At 44.9% G+C, this 17,274-nt stretch carries 14 protein-coding genes and 1 tRNA gene; 4 read left to right on the top strand and 11 right to left on the bottom strand.

The window, feature by feature from the left end; all coding sequences use genetic code 11:
- Positions 1-46: 46 nt before the first annotated feature.
- The 4 genes from queF to ACR64J_RS02600 all read right to left on the bottom strand — a co-directional run bounded on the left by queF (position 47) and on the right by ACR64J_RS02600 (position 3,636).
- The gene (gene queF, locus ACR64J_RS02615) at positions 47-904 is read right to left on the bottom strand and encodes an NADPH-dependent 7-cyano-7-deazaguanine reductase QueF (RefSeq protein WP_435950334.1); all 858 of its coding nucleotides are present in this window, start codon (positions 902-904) and stop codon (positions 47-49) included.
- Between the two features lie 44 nt (positions 905-948).
- Entirely contained in the window at positions 949-1,722 is a 774-nt protein-coding gene (locus tag ACR64J_RS02610) for an ABC transporter permease (RefSeq protein WP_317200862.1), read from the bottom strand.
- A gap of 32 nt (positions 1,723-1,754) precedes the next feature.
- Entirely contained in the window at positions 1,755-2,717 is a 963-nt protein-coding gene (locus ACR64J_RS02605; RefSeq protein WP_317200845.1) for an ABC transporter ATP-binding protein, read from the bottom strand.
- A gap of 250 nt (positions 2,718-2,967) precedes the next feature.
- Positions 2,968-3,636, bottom strand: coding sequence for a c-type cytochrome (locus ACR64J_RS02600; protein ID WP_435950333.1), 669 nt, complete (start codon positions 3,634-3,636; stop codon positions 2,968-2,970).
- Positions 3,637-3,941: 305 nt separating this feature from the next.
- Between ACR64J_RS02600 and ACR64J_RS02595 the strand changes: the two genes are divergently transcribed.
- Positions 3,942-4,018, top strand: a tRNA-Arg gene (locus ACR64J_RS02595).
- 150 nt (positions 4,019-4,168) lie between these two features.
- Here ACR64J_RS02595 and ACR64J_RS02590 read toward each other — a convergent pair.
- On the bottom strand, positions 4,169-4,549 hold the full coding sequence (locus ACR64J_RS02590) for a hypothetical protein (protein ID WP_435950332.1): 381 nt from the start codon (positions 4,547-4,549) through the stop codon (positions 4,169-4,171).
- Between the two features lie 32 nt (positions 4,550-4,581).
- Here ACR64J_RS02590 and ACR64J_RS02585 point away from each other — a divergent pair, with 32 nt between their 5' ends.
- A complete protein-coding gene (locus tag ACR64J_RS02585; protein WP_435950331.1) occupies positions 4,582-5,373 on the top strand; it encodes an SIR2 family NAD-dependent protein deacylase in 792 nt (263 codons plus the stop codon).
- 25 nt (positions 5,374-5,398) lie between these two features.
- On the opposite strand, the gene ACR64J_RS02580 is transcribed toward ACR64J_RS02585, so the two are convergent.
- The 3 genes from ACR64J_RS02580 to ACR64J_RS02570 form a co-directional block, all read right to left on the bottom strand.
- A complete protein-coding gene (locus tag ACR64J_RS02580; protein WP_435950330.1) occupies positions 5,399-5,923 on the bottom strand; it encodes a TPM domain-containing protein in 525 nt (174 codons plus the stop codon).
- Between the two features lie 130 nt (positions 5,924-6,053).
- Positions 6,054-7,226: a TPM domain-containing protein gene (locus ACR64J_RS02575; RefSeq protein ID WP_435950329.1), complete on the bottom strand. Its 1,173-nt coding sequence runs from the start codon at positions 7,224-7,226 to the stop codon at positions 6,054-6,056.
- A gap of 64 nt (positions 7,227-7,290) precedes the next feature.
- Positions 7,291-7,902 (bottom strand): LemA family protein, encoded by a 612-nt coding sequence (locus ACR64J_RS02570; protein ID WP_317200839.1) that lies wholly within the window; start codon positions 7,900-7,902, stop codon positions 7,291-7,293.
- 848 nt (positions 7,903-8,750) lie between these two features.
- Between ACR64J_RS02570 and ACR64J_RS02565 the strand changes: the two genes are divergently transcribed.
- Positions 8,751-10,310, top strand: coding sequence for an alanine/glycine:cation symporter family protein (locus tag ACR64J_RS02565; protein WP_435950328.1), 1,560 nt, complete (start codon positions 8,751-8,753; stop codon positions 10,308-10,310).
- Between the two features lie 189 nt (positions 10,311-10,499).
- On the opposite strand, the gene ACR64J_RS02560 is transcribed toward ACR64J_RS02565, so the two are convergent.
- Both ACR64J_RS02560 and ACR64J_RS02555 read right to left on the bottom strand, forming a co-directional pair.
- On the bottom strand, positions 10,500-11,105 hold the full coding sequence (locus ACR64J_RS02560) for a fasciclin domain-containing protein (protein ID WP_435950327.1): 606 nt from the start codon (positions 11,103-11,105) through the stop codon (positions 10,500-10,502).
- A 248-nt stretch (positions 11,106-11,353) separates the two neighbouring features.
- Positions 11,354-11,923, bottom strand: a complete 570-nt coding sequence (locus ACR64J_RS02555; protein WP_317200836.1) for a fasciclin domain-containing protein — start codon at positions 11,921-11,923, stop codon at positions 11,354-11,356.
- 429 nt (positions 11,924-12,352) lie between these two features.
- Between ACR64J_RS02555 and metH the strand changes: the two genes are divergently transcribed.
- Positions 12,353-16,144, top strand: a complete 3,792-nt coding sequence (metH, locus tag ACR64J_RS02550; protein WP_435950326.1) for a methionine synthase — start codon at positions 12,353-12,355, stop codon at positions 16,142-16,144.
- 330 nt (positions 16,145-16,474) lie between these two features.
- On the opposite strand, the gene ACR64J_RS02545 is transcribed toward metH, so the two are convergent.
- On the bottom strand, positions 16,475-17,269 hold the full coding sequence (locus tag ACR64J_RS02545) for a hypothetical protein (RefSeq protein WP_435950325.1): 795 nt from the start codon (positions 17,267-17,269) through the stop codon (positions 16,475-16,477).
- Positions 17,270-17,274 lie beyond the last annotated feature (5 nt).

Genomic DNA, 17,274 nt, shown 5'->3' with positions numbered 1-17,274 from the left:
ACAGAGCACCAATTTATCAACAACTTGTCTAAATAGACCCTACTCTTTACTGCCGAATCAGACGACTCGGTTTAGGTAATAAACTCATATCACTAACGCGGCAAGGATTGATATCGATACCGCCGCGGCGCGTGTACCAAGCTCGAACCATAAGCTGGCTTGGCTGATAGACTTCACTTAAATCTGCAAATATCTGCTCCACGCACTGCTCATGAAAGCCGTTGTGTTGCCTAAAGCTTAAAATATAACGTAGCATAGCCGCGTCATCTACCGCTAGATCACTGCTTATCTCAACCGCCAATGTGCCCCAATCGGGCTGATTGGTCACTGGACAATTACTGCGCAGTAGGTTGGAATAAAAGCTAACAGGCGCGCTACTATCACTGCTTGCTCTTTGCGCGTCACCTCGCAATAACGAAGCGTCAGGATGCAAGGTTAAAGCAACTTTTTCTGTGCTATCAGCCAAAGCCTTATCGATACAAATGCCCTTAGGTTGGCTAATCATGAGTTCTGACGGCTCACCGTCTAGAGCGAACAGCTCAACTTGTACGTCCGCTTGTACGCAGGCGGATAAGTCTTTGGCAATCAAAGTTTGCACCGCTTGCCAGCTAGCAAACTCAGTAAAATTAATACTGTTTAAATACAGCTTAAGTGACTTTGACTCAATGATATACGGTGAGCTTGCAGGAACACTAAAGCGCGCTATCGCCACTTGCGAGACACCTTGCACATTGAGCCATGACATCTCAAACGCCTGCCACCAGTCAACACCGACAGCAAGCTTATCATCCTGCCAGCCAATTGCCGCGCGCCCCATACTACGGGCGATGGGATATAGCGTCTGTGGACTATACTCAGTGGGATAATCAGTGGTCTGCTCGCCTAAAATACCGTGGATACTCATAAATGACCTTTAGCGCTTAATATTAAAACTACAAACCAATAAAACTACAACCGAATCCGTGAACCATCACTTAGTAAGCGATAAGAGATCACATAGAACACCACACAAAAGGCAAAAATCGCCGCCATCGAATAGAACACATTGACATCAGAGTAACCTAAAATACCATAGCGAAATGAGTTTACCATATACACAATTGGGTTGAGTAAGGAGACATTTTGCCAAAATTCTGATAAGTCTTCCATCGAATAAAACACCCCGCCCAAAAAGGTCAACGGCGTGAGAACGAAACTTGGCACAATAGAGATGTCATCAAAAGAGCGTGCAAACACCGCATTAATAAAACCGCCAAGCGAGAACAATATCGAAGTACCAAGCACGGTGAATATAGTGACAAATAAGTGCTCAACGCCCAAGTCCGTAAAGAACAGCGCGACGATAGAGACCACAATTGCAATGACTAATCCGCGAAAGATACCGCCACTGACATAACCTGCCAATATCGCATGTTTGGAGACTGGCGAGACGAGTAGCTCCTCAATACTGGCAGTAAATTTGGCACTAAAAAAGCTAGAAACCACGTTTGAGTAGCTGTTAGTAATTACTGCCATCATGATAAGGCCAGGTACAATAAACTGCATATAAGGCACGCCGCCCATCTCACCCACTCTATCGCCAATCATACGACCAAAGATAATAAAGTACAGTGTCATAGTAATAACTGGTGGCAACAGCGTTTGCGGCCAGATACGCAAAATCCGGCGTATCTCTTTAAGTAAAATAGTGCGAAAAGCAATCCACTTTTTGCCCCATGACATGGTCTCATTTGGGTCTACCGTTATTTTTTTATTCACAACCCTGACTCCTTCATGCTGTCTTTGCTATCGATATTTTGATCTACTAGGCGCATGAACAGCTCCTCTAAGCGGTTAGACTTATTACGCATGCTGGCGATAGTGATGCCCTGATCAGAGAGTTGAGTAAAGACGCCGTTTAGCGACTCGCCTTCTGTCAGCGTCACCTCAAGGGTTAAGCTATCAGGCTGTGCAACTTCGGTGACATCAGTAAGCTTTATAGGGTGATCGACAGGTACTGACAAATCAAAAACGAAAGTCTCAACAGACAACTGCGCAAGCAAGTCCTTCATCTCGGTATTAATACGAATCTCACCATGATCTAAGATAGCGATGCGCTTACACAGCTGCTCTGCTTCCTCCAAATAATGCGTCGTCAGAATAATCGTAGTGTTTTCTTCGACATTAATCTGCTGCATAAACTCCCACATAGAGCGGCGCAGCTCGATATCGACGCCAGCGGTTGGCTCATCGAGGATCAAAAGCTTAGGCTTATGAATCAGCGCGCGTGCAATCATCAATCGGCGCTTCATACCGCCAGATAGCTCACGTGACTTGCTGTCGCGCTTGTCCCATAATCCAAGAGCGGTCAATAGGCGCTTGGCTCGCGGCTTAGCTTCTTTAGCTGATATACCAAAGTAACCTGCTTGAGTAATCAAGATATCTTCAACTTTTTCAAACATATTGAAGTTAAATTCTTGCGGCACGACCCCTAAATACTGCTTGGCAACGGATGGATTCTCTAGCAAATCTGTACCAAAAATATGCACGCTGCCAGTAGTTGGCTTAAATAACGAGCTGATAATACCAATCATGGTCGATTTACCAGCACCATTAGGCCCAAGCAACGCAAAAAATCCACCTTGTGGTACGGTCAAGTCGATACCTTTTAAAGCTGAAAATCCATTATCGTAAGTCTTAGATAAATCTCGAACGGTGAGTGCTGGTACCTCTGACATGACAACCTCTTTAATAAATAGTAAAATTTATTATTATAATAAATAATGTAGCTCTTAAAGTGAGGCTGCCTGCAGTGTATTTCAAGCGCACATTATAGCAAGGACGATATTGATAATATCAATCAGCAAATAAGGACTACAAAAAAGCGCCTACCTCATTAATGAAATAGACGCTTTTAATTCTAAGATTAACTTTATAACTAGTGCTACCTAAGTGCTCACTATGATGTTTAGGAAAAATAAAACTATCTTAGCTGGCCTCAGCAATCATATAGTCGACCGCGTTTTGAACCTCTTCATCAGGAATATCAGCACCACCTTTAGCTGGCATGGCATTAAAACCTTGAATCGCATGGGTATATAGCGTATCTGCACCTTTCGCGATACGTGGACCCCAAGCGCCCGCATCCCCTAGCATTGGCGAGCCAAGTAGGCCTGAAGCGTGACAAGTCTGGCATACCGCATTGTATACTGCAGCACCATCGCGTGGACCACCATCAGCAGAAGCGCTAGCAGCTCTGACGGTTACATCACAGATCTCGCCTTCTTCAAAACAGACGCGCCCTACAGGCTGAATACGAGCAACCAGATTGGGGTAAAGCGCAACCAGCTTTTGAACTTGCGGGGTATCTTCTGGAATAGGCTCTTCTTCAGCAGGTGCCGCTTGCGCGGTTACCGCCTCGCCTGCTTCTGCGTCTTCATCCGCTACTACTGCCGTCTCATCAACAGGCGCAGCATCCGTCGTATCAGCAGCAGCTTGTACGTCATCACCGAGCACCTGCGGCGCGTTTTCAACGACTTCTTGGGCCTCTACTACCTCAGAGACCGTCGTTGTATCTACAACTTCTTCAGCTTGGCTCACCGCGATACTAGCAATCCCTAGAATGGCAGCTGCCGATAACATCACTACTTTTCTCATTCGTCACGTTCTCTTATTACATATACAAATGGCAAATAGGCAAAAAAATTATTTGATAGCCAGCGTACTGGTATCAAAAATAAATAATCTTTGCATGCTTTGACACAATTGTAATCGGTGAATATGGATCAAATTCGTTGTCCCTAACATTATAAGGGAAAAGGATGGTAGATTGCCATGCCTGTTTGTTGACTTGACTGTTTTTTCGTAAATAATGAGGATAGCCTGCATCGCTTATTGGTTTTAGCCGCTTTATTTGCTAGACTAAGCGGTCTTAAATTTATGTCGCCGTACGTAAATACTAAGCGCTCGTAGCTCAGTTGGATAGAGTATCGGCCTCCGAAGCCGAGGGTCGTGGGTTCGATTCCCGCCGAGCGCACCATTTATTGCATTACTCTCTCTTGCTCTGTACTACCCTCTCTTTGCATTACCTGCTACTCAAACCCTATTATGTTTTTAATACAATTTAGTAGTACCTATAGAACACTGCTAACAGCACTCTATCGAACCACTTCAAGCTTACGCAAAACTACTACTGTGCATCCTGTAAGTTAGCAGCTAGCTGATCGCGGCTTGGGACGCGGTGATAGTTAATCACTGGCACCTCGCCCAAACGGCGTTGACCCATAGCGAGTTTTTTATCAATAGTAATCATGGCAATTTTTTTATCTTGCTTACTCACGAGCAAATGATTGGCTTTTTGCTTAACCACATAATCTGGGAAGTACTGCTTTAATAATAAGGCGGTTTTTTGCAAGCTATCATTAATAGGTATCTTTTGTTTTTTTGCTTGCCCGCGAGCCGATTTTTGATAAAGCCCCTCGCTCTTTTTTGCGCCGCGCGACTTGGCAAACAGCCACAGCCCAATGGCTACGCTTAGCAATATGACAAGCCACCATATTCCGTCTATCATAAACACAGTCATCCATTATTGAGGGTTAGGTTATGGTAGCAGAATTATCAACGCAGTTAGTAGCCCAACAACAGCACGCGGTTAAATTATTAACATCAGCTAAGCGCATCTGTATCTTAACGGGCGCAGGTATCTCAGCTGAAAGCGGTATCCCCACCTTTCGAGATAAGCAGACAGGCTTGTGGGAGAATTATCGCGCTGAGGATTTGGCTAGCCCTATTGCCTTTGATCGTGATCCAAAAATGGTTTGGTCATGGTATCAATGGCGTCGACAACTGGTACAGGATAAAGCGCCTAATCCTGCGCATTTAGCCTTGGCGCAGTGGCAGCAAAGCATTAAACAAAGTCATCAGCACATTACAATCATCACTCAAAATGTTGATGATTTGCATGAACAAGCAGGCGCTCAGGTGACGCATTTGCACGGGCATCTATGGCGCAATCGCTGTCATCAGTGTGATAAACCTTATAAGATAGAAGGTATAAATAAAGAGAATCAATATGCTAACGATGAGCTAATCACCTGCCCGCACTGCGCAGGTTACATCAGACCTGATATTGTTTGGTTTGGTGAAGCCTTACCTGTAGAGGCGTGGCAAATAGCAGAACAGGCAGCCGCAAGCTGTGAGGTATTTATGAGTATCGGCACCTCAAGCCTTGTCTATCCCGCTGCGGGACTAGCAAAGCTGGCCAAACAAAACGGCGCTAAACTCATAGAAATCAACCCAAACCCAACACCGAACACGGTAGTCGATATTACGCTTGCAGCAAAAGCGGGAGAGGTGTTGCCTATACTTTTAAAGGATTTTATCAAGCACTCTTAGACTTACTATATCAACGTTAAAAACTTTATTTTAAAAACACTACAGTGTCGGACAGCTCATTGCCTTCAGGATCGTCTTCGAGATGATAGTACTGACGTAATAGCTGTCCGATCTCATCTAATAGCTCAATCAAGCTCGCTTCCATCTTTTGATTGGCGATACCAGCTAGCGCCTTATCACACATAGCGCGCCACACGGTTGGACTGACATGGGCGCTGATGCCGCGATCGGCGACAATATCTAAGCTATGCTCGCATATATTGACATAGACTAAAACGCCTGTGTTCTCTTCGGTATCCCATACCCTATACTCGCTGAACAAATCAACAGCCCGCACGCGAGAATTGATACGGTAAGCCTCTTGGATAGGTAAATGATTTTCAACGACCAAGAACACCTCTCCGCGATGCCCAAGCTCCGCTTCGGTAACCTTAGCTGTTAAGCGCGCTTTGGCATCTGCTGTGAGCCATCTGCTATGGAGCATAGGAACAAAGACAGCTTGACGCCAAAGACGAGCAAGGCTTGGCTGCGGCGGGGTATGTTGTACCATTATAATATTTCCTCAAATAGGCAATTATCTAATATGCCCGATTATCTTTAAAGCCGCTAACTCTAAATGTGTCATTTTTGAGCATAACGACTTTTAAAGAAGTATTTTATTGTTTAAAGTCGCACTCACTCTACCATGAGCCGCCAGCACCGCCACCGCCGAAGCCGCCGCCACCACCGCCAAAGCCACCACTACCAAAACCGCCGCCACCGAAGCCACCGCCGCCGCCAAGTCCAGGTAAAAATATCAGGCCACCGCCGCCACCGCGCCCGCCTTTGCCGCCGCCTGAGCCGCGCGAGATGAGGAACATCCACAAAAACACTGCCATGATAAGGGTCATAAAGAACCCACCACCAAGCGCCAAAGAGCCTGCAAAGAAGCCGCCAGCGGTCAAGATAGAGCCAAAGACGCGTCCAAAAATACTAGTGATAAAGCTACCAAACACCATAGCCATCACAAACAAGAATACCGAGGACGGACTCTCCTCCGAGCTTTGTTGTGCGCTGCGAGATTCGGCTTGCGCATCAGCGCGTGCCAGCACCTCAGGATCGGCAGTTAGGCGAGTCTCAAGCGCACCGATACCTGCCAGCAGTCCGCCTGCATAATCATTTTGCTTAAATAGCGGCGCTATATCCTCGCGAATAATGCGATTGACCGCTGAATCTGGTAATACACCCTCTAACCCGTAACCTGTCAAGATATACATATCTCTATCATTGACCGCGACAACGATCAGTAAGCCGTCATCGATAGCCTCATTACCCAACTGCCATTTTTCAGCGACTTGCAGAGCATAGTCAAATATAGGCAGACCGTTAGTTGTCGGTACAATGACGACAGCGGCTTGCGCTAATCCTTGTTGATAGATATTACGCAGTTGCGCCTCTAGACGTAGCTTCTCTTGTGGGTTTAGGATATTAGCCTGGTCAACGACTGGATTGTTCAGTATTAACTTATCAGCATCGACACTTTGCGCATTTGATTGAATAGGCGTCGGCGCAGGCAGATTTGCGCCAGCATCGTTATTAGCACTGGGCGCGATCGCCTCGTTACCCAAAGCTTCATTACCTAAAACGGTGCCACTAATCGCATCATTACCCAGTACCGCATCATTAATGGCTTCGTTAGACTCGCCCGCCTTAGCGATGGCTACTAGCTCCTCAACACTACGGTTTTGCAGGTTTGCCGATGATTCTGTGGCCCCTGCCTGATTAGTAACCACATCATCTGCAAAACTTATTGGCGCATATAGGCTGCCCCACGCTAAGAGGATGGCAGTCAAGCATGGTTTTAGATTTTGCATAATGTATTTACCATCTATAGATTGAGTCAAACGATAAGTCTAGTTGCCATATTGCTATAAAGCACTACTCACCAAAATCAACATCGGGCGCAGTAGATATTGCGTCTTCGTTAGCAACCGTGAAGTTGGGCTTGGTATCCATACCAAACACTTTGGCAGTGATATTGGTTGGAAACTGGCGTACTGTGGTGTTGTAGCCTTGAACTTCTTGGATGTAGCGATTACGCGCAACCGCAATACGGTTTTCAGTGCCTTCTAACTGCGCTTGCAAGTCTTGAAACAAAGCATCAGATTTGAGCTCAGGATAACGCTCGGACACTGCCATCAAACGTGATAACGCGCCTGTCATCTGCGACTGCGCCTCAGCATAACGCTCCATCGCTTCAGGATCATTTAATAGCTCAGGCGTTACCGTAATGCCGCCTGCTTGTGAGCGCGCAGCCGCCACTTCTGTGAATACTTCTTGCTCTTGATCAGCGTATTGCTTCACCACTTTGACCAGATTTGGCACCAAATCATCACGGCGCTGATATTGGTTGACCACCTCAGACCAAGACGCGGTTACTTGCTCATCTTGCGATTGTAAGTTGTTATAACCACAGCCTGACAGACCGATAGTAGAGGTTGCTAGTACGGCTGAGAGCAGCATAGGTTTTATAAAAGAGTTGCGTGACATAAAGGTCGCTCCTGATTGTTAATCGTTAGTCATTATTTATATAGTAGTTGTTGAGCAAACTGGCATAGATTTCATAGCCTAAATCATAAGTTATCATCACCAGTAGCTTATGCTGGTAATGATGACGTCATCACTAGACTTTTACAATTCACCGTTACCAAAACACAACCGCGCCATCAGATAAGCTTTCGTACTAATTATTTATCTAAGAGCTTATTAGCGCTGCGTGGTAGAGGATAAGACTAGCTAAAAGAGTATTGATAAGTACAGTCACAAGCCCTAAAACTCCCGTTTAATCATACTTTACCAAAACTTAATAGACACCTGTCTATTTAATCACTTTTAACCTTTGTGATTCACAGAAAATTCTAGTAATTAAAGTAAAAATATGGCAAATTGCAGTTACGTTACTGTATGGTTTGCATACATTTGGTAGTTAATTTGTTATATAGCTGGCATTAGTAGTAAGCAAGTTTTTGATATGTATACTATTTTTAGTCAATTACTATTCAAAATAACTACTTTTATTAAATGCAAATGTAAGTATCCATTACAGTGTAAAATATATTAGATGCCTAGTAGCGATACTATGCATTTGCTTTCAACATTCCCTTTTTTATCTATTGATGTCTTGTTGCTCGTTTTGTCGTTAGCAACTTGGTGTCGATACCACTGAGTCTAATATCAATATTGATGTCATTATTTAATATCGATACTAATCTTGGTAGATAAATACAGACAACCATAGCCTACTCTCAATAGTACAAAAAACACTTAGGGACTTGCTTGAAGCTAACAGCAGGTTCACTGAGTCAAGGCTTATTGAGACAGCTTTAGGAATATATAATATGGAAAGTTTAGTCAATCTAGCAAACGGAATTATCTGGAGCCCGGCACTCATTTACTTATGCTTAGGTGCAGGTTTATTCTATTCTATCTTAACGCGCTTTGTTCAAGTTCGCCTGTTTGGGGAGATGATCAGACTACTATTTAAGGGCAAACCTGACAATGCAGGTATCTCATCATTTCAGGCTCTAGCCGTATCACTGGCAGGCCGCGTTGGTATGGGTAACATTGCAGGGGTCGCCGCTGCCATCGGTTTTGGTGGTCCTGGTGCGGTGTTCTGGATGTGGGTTGTGGCCTTTTTGGGCGCCTCAACCGCTTATGTTGAGTCAACCTTAGGTCAGATCTACAAAGAGCGCGACGTGGTCACTGGCGAGTACCGCGGTGGTCCTGCTTATTACTTTGAGCGTGCTCTGGGTCAAAAATGGTACGGTATCTTGTTTGCCATTGCTTCGATCATCGCTTGTGGTGTGTTCTTACCAGGCGTACAGGCCAACGGCGTTATCAACGCTGTGGCTCAGGTTGCAGGTGAAGGGTCAGCAATGAACTTCATGGGTATGGAAACAGGATCAACCCGCCTAATCGCTCTTGGTATTATCCTAGTGGTTTTAGGTTTTATCATCTTTGGTGGTATCAAGCGTATCGCAACCTTTACTGAGTATGCCGTTCCGTTTATGGCAGTCGGTTATATTATTCTTGCGCTACTGATCATGTTTGCAAACTTTAGCATGATTCCACAAGTATTCGGTGCTATCGTTGGTGATGCCTTTACCGCGCAAGCAGGTTTTGGTGCCGCTATTGGTTGGGGCGTCAAACGTGGTATTTACTCTAATGAAGCTGGTCAAGGTACAGGCCCTCACGCTGCATCAGCAGCAGCGGTCGATCACCCAGCGCAGCAGGGTTTAGTACAGGCATTCTCCGTCTACGTTGATACTCTGCTTGTTTGTTCTGCAACTGCCTTTATGATTCTATCTACTGGCATGTACAACATCCAAGGCGAGCTACCTGATGGTCAGTTCCTGGTTCAAAACGTCGCGGCGACTGTTGAGATTAACTCACCATCGTTTACACAAATGGCGATGGAATCAGTCTACGGCACCTTTGGTAACACGTTCATTGCGGTAGCGGTATTCTTCTTTGCCTTTACTACTATCTTGGCATACTACTACATCGCTGAAGTGAACATCTCCTACCTCACCCGCTCTATGGGTAAAGGCGCAAGTAAAGCCGGTCAGTTCATCGTTAAGCTTATCATCATGTTTATGGTGGCATACGGCGCGCTCAACAGCTCAGGCTACATCTGGGGTCTTGGTGATGTTGGTGTTGGCTTGATGGCTTGGCTCAATATCGTCGGTATCATTGTTATCTTCTTTGTGGCACGTCCTGCTATCGATATCCTACGCGATTACGAAGCACAGCTCAAAGCAGGCGGCGGTACAACTTCTAAAAGATTCGTCTTTGATCCTAAGAAATTTGGTATCAAAAACGCGACTTATTGGGAAGAGCGTCATCTAGCAGAGCAGCAAAGAGTTGCAGCTGATCCCTTGCGTAAAGATCTTAAGTAATCTCTACGTATTAACATAAAAAAAGCCCGAGATTAAGTTTCGGGCTTTTTTGTGGATGTTGTATAAACCATTCAAAGATGTAAAAGATAAGCTATAAAAAGATGGACAACAAAAAGCCCAACTACTAGAGCTGGGCTTTTTTCATATTAAATAGTAATCGTATAAAATAACGTTTATCTAAACCAATAGTTACTCTGGCATGAGTACCGCATCGATAGTATGCACTACGCCGTTGGTCGCCATAATATCAGTACCAGTAATATTAGCAGTGTTACCCGCTGCATCAGTAATAACGTTAGCATCGCTGATATTAATAGTAGCACCATTTACGGTAGTAACATCTGTACCGTATGGAATCTCAGCTGCCATAACGACCATAGGTAGGACGTGATAAGGCAGTACGCTATTTAGCAAATCAGTGTTTGCTAAAAGCTCTTCTTTAGTGACGCCAAGCTTTTCAAGTACTGGTGCAAACGCATCATCAGTAGGGGCAAATACCGTATAAGTACCTGCATCCATTAGCATAGTATCTAAGCCAGCTGACTGTAATGCTGCAGTCAAGATAGTTAGATTGTCATTACCTGCTGCAATTTCAGCAATACTTTGAGTTGCCATAGTGTCAGCCATAGGATCGGCTTCTACCATTGGTTCTGCCATAGGTTCAGTCTCAACCATCGGCTCAGTTTCAACCATTGGCTCTTCGACTGGCTCAACAACGGTTTCGGTATCGTTACAAGCAACTAAAGTTACTGCAGATGCCGCGATAGCTAGTGATAAAAATGTTTTCTTTAACATAAAAATTTCCTTTTAAAACAAAATTGAGTCATACCTCATTTATAGATAAGTAACCGTACAAATGATGGATTAGACTTTGTGTTGATGAATGGATGGATTAAACAAAACAAGCGGATGGTTTAATGAATCGCTGACATCTACCGAGACATCAGCTCTTTTACAGTAATGGCTTACAATCAATTTAATAGGCTATTGATCTGACTACGCTATCAACTTAGCTGCGCTATTAACTTAACCTAATACAGTAATTATTGTGGCATTAAAACTCTGTCAATAACGTGTACAACGCCGTTGCTCGCTGCGATATCTGTTTTGATAATGCTCGTCGTACGACCCATCTCATCCATCAATTTACCTTGTGGCGTGATGACAAGAGTGTCGTTGCTCAGCATAGTATAGTTACCTGGCTTCACATGCTTTTGATATACTGGGGTGTTACCCTTGATCACATGATAAGTCAGAATTTTGGTCAGTAATGGCTTGTTTGCAAAGAGTTGCGCCTTTGTCATGCCAGTCTCTTGTAGTGCTTGAGCGAAGGCAGCATTGGTTGGGGCTAATACGGTATAGCTTGCGCTCGTATCAGACAGTGCGCCAGCTAAACCTGCAGCTTGCACCGCTTCTACTAAGATAGAAAAATCAGCATTACTCTGCGCAATTTGAACGACATTCATATCTGACATGGTCTGATTTTGCATAGCTTGTTTTTGCGCTGGCGTTTTCATAGGCATGGAGTCAGCTGCCATCATATTATTACAGGCGCTCAATCCTAGTAACGATACTGCTAAGGTACTGATTGTAGCGATTTTAGTAAGTTTCATATTCGTATCCCTGATTATTTTATTAACGGTTATATGCTTAGTATGTCCTATATAAGGTAGTTATTCTCAAAGTTAAGAGAACCTGATTAAAAATTTTAATCATATTCAACAAACTTATAAGTAGTACTAATGAGAAGCAAATCCTTATAAACGTAAATTAACATATTGGTTCGAAGTGTCACTCTGTGTTTACGCTACTTTTTGTAATACCCCTGTAAGTTATGTCTGTTTTTTACCCTAATTAGCAGATTTTGTAGAAACTTGCTCTTTATTTGCTCACTCTCGTAAACCGCTTAAAATGCTTATAGAAGGGTATGGCTAGCAACGCCTGCTCGAATACGCCAATTTTCATGTTAAAATGCGCTAACTTTTAATTCTGCGCTTTTGCACTTATCCCTTTATAACATCAATAACATAAGCCTTACTCCTATGACATCGACAACGCCTCAAAACGATAGCAAGCAGCAAACCACTACTTCTAGCGATGATTTTGTATTAACGCCGCCTAGTGTATTCCCTTATAAAGAACAACAACTTACGGCACGCACCCGCATTGAAGCTGAAATGGCAAAACGTATTTTGATGCTCGATGGGGCGATGGGCACTCAGATTCAGACCTATAAATTAGAGGAAGAAGATTATCGCGGCGAACGCTTTGCTGGTATTGAGCAGGACGTACGTGGTAATAATGATTTGCTCGTGCTGACGCAGCCGCAGATGATCAGAGATATTCATAATGACCACCTCGCTGCTGGCGCTGATATTATCGAGACCAATAGCTTTAATGGTACGCGATTATCGATGGCGGACTATGATATGGAGTACCTCGTACCAGAGCTCAATATCACCGCTGCTCAGATAGCGCGCGAGGCCGCTGATGGGTTTACGGCAAAGAATCCTGATAAACCGCGCTTTGTCGCAGGCGTCATTGGTCCAACATCGCGCACGTGTTCGCTATCACCTGATGTCAATGATCCCGCTTATCGTAACGTGACCTTTGATCAGTTAGTGGACAACTACCGCGAAGCCACCCTTGCACTGATCGAAGGCGGTGTTGATATTATCTTGATTGAGACTGTGTTCGATACGCTAAATGCCAAAGCTGCGATATTCGCCGTCACTGGCGTCTTTGATGATATTGGGTTTGAGCTACCCATTATGATCTCAGGTACCATTACCGATGCGTCAGGTCGCACCCTATCAGGTCAAACGGCAGAAGCCTTTTATAATTCAGTACGTCACGCCAAGCCACTATCGGTAGGTTTTAACTGTGCACTCGGTGCCGATGCGCTGCGCCCGCATATTCAAACGCTCTCCAATATTGCTAATGTCCACGTCTCAGCCCATCCCAATGCCGGCTTGCCTAATGAGTTCGGTGAATATGATGAGACTCCTGAGCAAACGACAGCCTTGCTCGAAGGCTTTGCTAAAGCGGGTATTTTAAACATCGTTGGCGGCTGCTGTGGTACCACCCCTGAACATATTCGCCTAATCGCTGAGATGGTCGCCAATTATTCGCCGCGTGTTATTCCTGAGATTGCGCCTGCCTGCCGTTTGTCTGGTCTTGAGCCGTTTAACATCACCCCTGATAGCCTATTTGTCAACGTCGGCGAGCGTACTAATGTCACAGGCTCAAAGAAATTCTTGCGCTTGATCAAGACTGAAGCCTATACCGAGGCACTAGACGTCGCCCGCGATCAGGTCGAGGGCGGCGCGCAAATCGTCGATATCAACATGGATGAGGGTATGCTCGACTCCAAGCAGGCGATGATACATTTTGTCAACTTGGTCTCAGGTGAGCCAGATATCAGCCGCGTGCCATTGATGATTGACTCCTCGAAATGGGACATCATCGAAGAAGGACTTAAACGCACGCAAGGCAAATCGGTGGTCAACTCTATCTCACTCAAAGAAGGTCACGAAGAATTCGTTGAGCGCGCTAAGCTGTGTATGCGTTACGGCGCCGCGGTTATCGTCATGGCATTCGACGAGGACGGTCAGGCCGATACCTTTGAGCGCAAAACTGAGATTAGCCAGCGCAGCTATGACGTACTCGTTAACGAGGTCGGTTTCCCGTCTGAGGACATTATCTTTGACCCCAATATCTTTGCGGTCGCCACCGGTATCACCGAGCACAACAATTATGGCGCAGACTTCATTAACGCCACAAAATGGATCACGGACAACCTACCTAATGCGATGGTATCAGGCGGCGTCTCTAACGTCTCCTTTAGCTTCCGAGGTAACCCGATTCGCGAAGCCATCAACTCGGTATTTCTTTATCATGCGATTCAAAATGGCCTGACCATGGGTATCGTCAACCCCGCTATGCTTGAGCTATATGACGATATTCCGAAGGAAGCGCGCGACGCTATCGAAGATGTCATGCTCAATCGCAATCAAGGCGAAAGCGGTCAAGATGCGACCGAGCGCCTAATGAGCGTCGCCGAAAACTACCAAGACGGCGGCAAGAAAAAAGACAGCACTGTCGATATGAGCTGGCGTGAGGGATCAGTCGAGGAGCGTATCGCTCATGCCCTAGTCAAAGGTATTACCACCTTTATCGAAGCGGACACCAAGGAAGCGTGGGAGAAATACCCCAAACCGCTAGAGGTCATCGAAGGGCCACTCATGGACGGGATGAATATCGTCGGCGATCTATTTGGCGCGGGCAAAATGTTCTTACCGCAAGTGGTCAAATCAGCGCGCGTGATGAAGCAGTCCGTCGCTTGGCTCAACCCCTATATCGAAGCGGAAAAGGTCGAGGGTGAAGTCAAAGGCAAGATCCTGATGGCCACGGTCAAAGGCGACGTGCATGACATCGGCAAAAATATCGTCGGCGTGGTACTTGGCTGTAATGGCTATGACATCGTCGATATGGGCGTCATGGTACCGTGCGAGAAAATCCTCGATACCGCCATCAAAGAGAAAGTCGATATCATTGGTCTCTCAGGTCTGATCACCCCAAGTCTCGATGAGATGGTCTATGTCGCCAAGCAAATGCAAGAGCGCGGCATGACCCTGCCGTTGATGATTGGCGGTGCCACGACCTCTAAAGCGCATACCGCGGTCAAGGTGGAGCCGCAGTATCAAAACGATGGCGTCATCTATGTGGCTGATGCCTCGCGCGCGGTCGGTGTGGTCACCAAACTGCTCTCCAAAGAAAACCGTCAAGAGCTGCTCGATGAAACCCGCGAAGAGTACATCAAAGTACGCGAACGTCTGGCGAAGCGTCAACCCAAAGCCGCCAAGCTCTCTTATGTAGAATCGATAAAAGCGGGCTTTAATTATGATTGGGTCAACTATACCCCGCCTGTGCCGAACAAACTCGGTCAGGTGATATTGGACGACTACCCTATCACTGACTTGCTGCCCTATATCGACTGGACGCCGTTCTTTATCTCTTGGGGTCTGGCTGGCAAGTATCCCAAAATATTACAAGATGACGTGGTTGGTGAAGCGGCGCGTGATCTGTTCGATAATGCGAATGAGCTGATGCAAAAGATGATCGATGAAAAGCTCATCGTCGCCAAAGGCTTGTTTAAACTTATGCCTGCGCGTCGCACCAGTAGCGATACGATTACCGTGTACGACAGAGCGCTCGAAGATGGCGGACAAGCCACGCATACCTTTGAGCATCTGCGTCAGCAAAGCGATAAAGCCAGTGGCAAGCCTAACTTTAGCTTAGCGGACTTTATCTCACCTTTAGAATCCGCTAACGATCATATTGGCGGATTTACCGTCTCTATCGTTGGCACTGAAGACTTGGCTGATAAGTATAAGGAAGCTGGCGATGACTATAACGCGATCATGGTACAAGCGCTGTCTGATCGCCTCGCCGAAGCCTTTGCTGAGCATTTGCATGAGCTCATCCGCAAAGACTATTGGGGCTATCAGGCCGACGAGAGTTTAACCAATGATGAGATGATCAAAGAAAAATACGTCGGTATCCGCCCTGCCCCGGGCTATCCTGCCTGTCCTGAACATACGGAAAAAGGCAAGCTGTTTGATTGGCTGGGTACGGTTGAGGCTATCGGTACGACTTTGACGGAGAGCTACGCGATGTGGCCGGCGTCTTCGGTCAGTGGGTTTTATTACTCGCATCCTGATAGTGAATACTTCAACGTCGGTAAGATTAGCCGAGATCAGTTAGAGGATTATGCCAAAAGAAAAGATTGGGATATAAAGACAGCTGAGAAGTGGTTAAATCCGAATTTGTAGGGATGTTGTTGAATTTTTTTAGCGTGTTTTTGAGGCGGGATTGGTTTTTATAGCCGTTCCCGCTTTTTGCTTTTATCTGCCAGTCTAGGTGTGAGGATGGATTAAGCGAAGCACTGCTTCGCCCTGACGCAAGAGAAAATCTATGATTTTCTGTAGCACAGTTTGAGTCGTTCCTGTTGCCTCGAGACCACCTCAAAACCTAGCTACCGCAACTCGCCTAGCTCCTCAGGATATCCGCGATAATCGGGGCTAAAAAACCATGCTATGTCAGAGTTGTTCTATATTCTTATGATTAACTTAAACTTGTTAACTCAGAGACGTTTACACCCTCTAATCTAAACTATCTAAAAGTATCTTTAGTACGTGATAGGCATGTTCATAGACTTTTCTATGATCTTTATTTGGTACAATCTCACCATGGAAAAGGGCATTCCTAAGTCCATATATCACTTCTAACAGACACTTAAATATTTTTTCTTCATCTCTGATAAATTTATATGCCCCTATCTTAAAACAGTCATTTTCATTATCAGTTAACAAATTTTCAGGTTTAAATGGGTTTGCTGAATCAAATAAGTTAATGACTTTATTTTTTTGGTTACCTGAAAGTTGTAAATACTGACTGTTTAGAACAAAAGCATTTCTATCATAGACGCTTCCAGTATAGTTGAGAATTGTTGTTCTATCTGCTTTACTTACTGTAGCTTTAACCTCTTTAACAGCCGACCTCTCCATTTTAACTTCTAAATAATAACTAATCCCTCTAGCATGTGAGCGTTGTATTAAGTTGTTTCTATCAACCTCAATTACAAAATCATAAAAGCAAAGTCTTTTTCCGTCATTATGAACAGCTAGCTCCATTAAACTTTTATGAAGGGAAGCTAAAGATGCTTCAAATAGAGCACCTTGTTCACTTTGTGAACCCAGTAGACCTATAGCTTTGTTTTTAATAGTATTACTTTCGTTTTTTATTTTATTTATAGCTTCTCTGTCACTATTAATATTTGTATACTGGTTTTTATACCAAGCATTAAATGATATCCAAGCTTTGATAAAATAAGTAAAATAGTCAATATCTGTTAAAGTTTTCCATTTCTCAACATTTTCAACATATCCATTAGCCATACTTT

The sequence above is a fragment of the Psychrobacter sp. DM8 genome (assembly GCF_051307025.1).
Lineage (GTDB): Bacteria > Pseudomonadota > Gammaproteobacteria > Pseudomonadales > Moraxellaceae > Psychrobacter.
The sequence above is the reverse complement of the archived record's forward strand: the minus strand, read 5'-3'. Positions and strand labels throughout refer to the sequence as shown.